Genomic DNA, 3364 nt, shown 5'->3' on the forward strand with positions numbered 1-3364 from the left:
GGGCGAGTTCGGCATCCCGCAGCCGCGCGACGAGCGCCGCGAGCGCATCGCTCACGGCGTCGGCGCGGTGCGGGGCGGAGGTCACGGCGTCACCGGGGCCCGCGGTCCAGGGGCCGCATGAGCAGCCCGGCGATCTCCTCGCGCCGCTCGGGTTGCTGCCGCGCGGCGTGCTGGGCGAGGAAGATGGCGTTCAGGAGCTGGTCGGTGGGGCGCAGCGCGCCGTCCGCCTCGGCGTCCGTGAACTGGTCGACGAGGTCGATGTTCGTGTCGTACGCCCCCGTCCCGAAGTGCGCGAGGACCATCGCGGCGAGCCGCTGGTCGCGGGGCGGTTCGAGGTCGAGGGGGACACAGCGGCGCAGCAGCGGTCCCGGGAACTCTCGCTCGCGGTTGCTGGTCAGGACGACGACGGGAAAGGCCCGGCAGCGCACCCGGCCGCGGGTGACGGGCACGCGGCGGCCGTCGTCGGTGAGGACCTGCACGGTCTCCTGGCCGGGCCGGTCGGCGATCCGCTCCAGCTCGGGGATGCCGAACTCGCCCTCTTCCAGGACGTTCAGGAGGTCGTTGGGCAGGTCGATGTCGCTCTTGTCGAGCTCGTCGATGAGCAGCACGCGCGGCCGGTCGGAGGCGATGAGGGCGGTGCCGAGGGGGCCGAGCCGCAGATAGCGGCCGATGTCCTCGGAGTGGTCGCGGCCGAGCTGGTTGTCCTGGAGGCGGCCGATCGCGTCGTACGTGTAGAGCCCGTCCTTGAGCTCGCTGCGGCTGACGATGGCCCACTGCAGGACGCGGCCGAGATCCAGTTCGTACGCGAGGGAGTGCGCGAGGGTGCTCTTGCCGGAGCCGGGTTCGCCGGTGACGAGGAGGGGGCGGCGCAGATAGAGCGCGGCGTTGATGAGTTCGAGGATCTCGGCCCCCTGCACGGACATGGGGACGTCGGCGTCGCCGAGCCTGCGGCGCGTCGCGGAGTCGACGTCCGGGACGTCGTAGGGCACCGGCGGGGCGTCGAAGGCGCGCCAGGGCGGCGGGCCCGGCAGCCGTCGGATCTTGTCCGGATCCGGACCACCGACGCCCTCGTAGATGAACCATCCGCTCACTGCGTGCTCCTCGTCGACGGTCGGTGGCTTGACTGACTGACCACGTCCTGGCCGACGGGGGCGGCGTGCGCCCACAACGGGCCGTTGGGAATGTACCCACGCTCGGGCCGTTGAACAGTGCTTTCCGGCCAGGGAGTTGGGCGGCGGCGCGGCTCGGCGCGGGCCGCGCTCACGGCGAGTCCGCCGGCGTCGTGTCCTCGGGCGGCAGCGGCCGCCGGGGATCGTCGTACAGGAGAGCGAGGGGTTCCGCCCAGTGCCGGTCGTCCCTGCCGCTGCTGATGTCCTGCCTGATGTGCCGGATGCGGTCGGGGAGTTCGGCGACCGAGCCGAGCCGGCCGAGCAGTTGTTCCACGCCCGCGTGCAGGTCCTCGCAGGTGTCCTGGCAGCCGCGGGTGGCGTGCCCCTCGATGTGCCAGAGGACGACGCCGTGCCCGCTGCCGAGGGCCAGCTTCATGGCGTCGCGTCCCACGCCGCGCCCGGCTGGGCGGCACATGACGGGGATCGCGGTGTGCGGCAGCTTCTGGAAGTGCCGGACGTGCGGCCTGCTGTCCCGTTCGGGGACGCGGGCGGGCGCCAGCTCGCGGGCGGCGGCCACCGACCGCCACCTGTCGTGCCAGTCGGGGTTGTCCGGATCCGCCCGGCGGGCGAGGTCCCGCAGGACGACGCGGCGTTGGGTGCCGAGCCGTTCGGTGGCGTAGAGCTTCGCGATGTCGTCGAACTGCCAGCGGTGCACCTGGGTGTCGAAGTGCTCGGCGGGCAGGGCGAATTCGAGCGGCACGGGCGGGCCCTCGCCGTCCAGCCGGTGCAGGGTCCTGCCGAGGGGCGCGCGCAGGGCCTGGACGAGCTCGCCGGGCAGGAAGCCCTCTCCCGAGTAGTCCTCCGCCGCCATCTCCATGTCGCAGCGCCCGAAGTCGCCTTCGTACGTCTCTTCGTACGTCTCTTCTCGTGCCCCTTGGTACGTCTCCCCGTCCGCGTGGTCGCCGTGGTTGACCCAGACCTGCCAGTGGAAGCGGGCGGGCGTCACGCCGATGACGGGGTCGAGCAGCACGGTGACCGTGGGGCCCTCCCCTGGCCCGGGGTAGGGCACGGCCGCGCGGTCCGGTCCTTCGGGTCCGGGGAGCAGTCCGTCGGGCAGCCGGGCCTCGGTGACCAGGGCGTGCAGATGGGTGCGGTCGTCCTCCCCGAGCCGCTCGGCGACCCACTCCTCGAGCCGCTCCGCGTCGCCGCCGCGGCTGCGGACGTACGCGGCGACGAGCCGCAGGTAGTGCAGGAACGTCAGCGCGTCCTCGGGCAGGGCGCTGTCGTACAGGAGGCCGTGGCCGTCGCGCCAGGTGAGCAGCGCGGGTGCGGCGCCGGGCGGCCTGCGGCCGCGCACCTTCCGCACGATCTTGGCGACGGACGGCGCGGCGCCCGGGTCGGGCAGCCGGGCGAGCAGGCCCAGCGCGTTGCGGCGGTCCTTGGGGGACCACTGGTCGGGTCCCGGCCGACGCTCCGCCCCCAGCAGGCGCTGCTGCTCGTCGACCCAGTTGTCGCCGGTGATGACGCGCGGGGCCGTGCCGTGCCACCGGTCGTGGGCGGCGGTCACCGTGCGGTAGGCCTCGCCGAACCGGCGCAGCGCGAGCGTCGCGACGGCCATGCCGCCGTCGCGCTCCCTGCGGCGCGACTTGATCAGGCCGACGACGGCGCCGGTGCGCGGGTCGAGCAGCGGGCCGCCCGAGACCCCTTTGGGGAAGGCGATGTCGGGCTTGAAGCGCAGGCCCGCGCCGTCGTCGCGGACGTTGATCTCGGCGTCGGCGCTCCAGGGCTTGGCGCCCGCACTGCCCTCGTTCTCGTCGGGCCGGTAGCCGTACGCGACGACGTCGCCGAACGGGCGTACGGCACGGTCGGCGAGCCACACGCACTCGTGCTCGACGGTGTCGTCGAGGAGCCGGACCAGCGCGAGGTCCTCCTCGGGCGGCACCACGGACCGCTCGTGGTCGCCGATGAGCCAGTGCGCCAGGCGGGCGGCGACGGGGATGCCGTCGTTGAGGTCGGTGCCGCGCACGGCGAACGCCCGCTCGCGGTCCCTGGCCAGATGGGGCCGCAGGACGTGGGCGCAGGTCAGCACCCAGCCGGGCGCGACGAAGAACCCACTGCCCCACATGGCTGTATCCCCGGCGGTCCCGGCGGCCGCGACATCCCCGCTCTCCGCGCCGTCCGCCGCCAGGAGGTGGACGGTGGCGGCCTGCGCGAGGGCGTCGAGGCGGGGGGCGGGCTCAGACATGCGGGGGTGT

At 74.1% G+C, this 3364-nt stretch carries 2 protein-coding genes; both read right to left on the reverse strand.

Going from position 1 to position 3364, the window contains the following annotated elements:
* Positions 1-89 precede the first annotated feature (89 nt).
* On the reverse strand, positions 90-1091 hold the full coding sequence (locus AOK03_RS36410) for an AAA family ATPase (RefSeq protein WP_055569667.1): 1002 nt from the start codon (positions 1089-1091) through the stop codon (positions 90-92).
* A 169-nt stretch (positions 1092-1260) separates the two neighbouring features.
* The coding region (locus AOK03_RS36415) for a VMAP-C domain-containing protein (protein WP_341845841.1) at positions 1261-3364 on the reverse strand (2104 nt) is incomplete at its 5' end.

Origin of the sequence: Streptomyces atriruber (assembly GCF_001418325.1) — a bacterium.
In the GTDB taxonomy this organism is placed as follows: Bacteria; Actinomycetota; Actinomycetes; order Streptomycetales; family Streptomycetaceae; genus Streptomyces; species Streptomyces atriruber.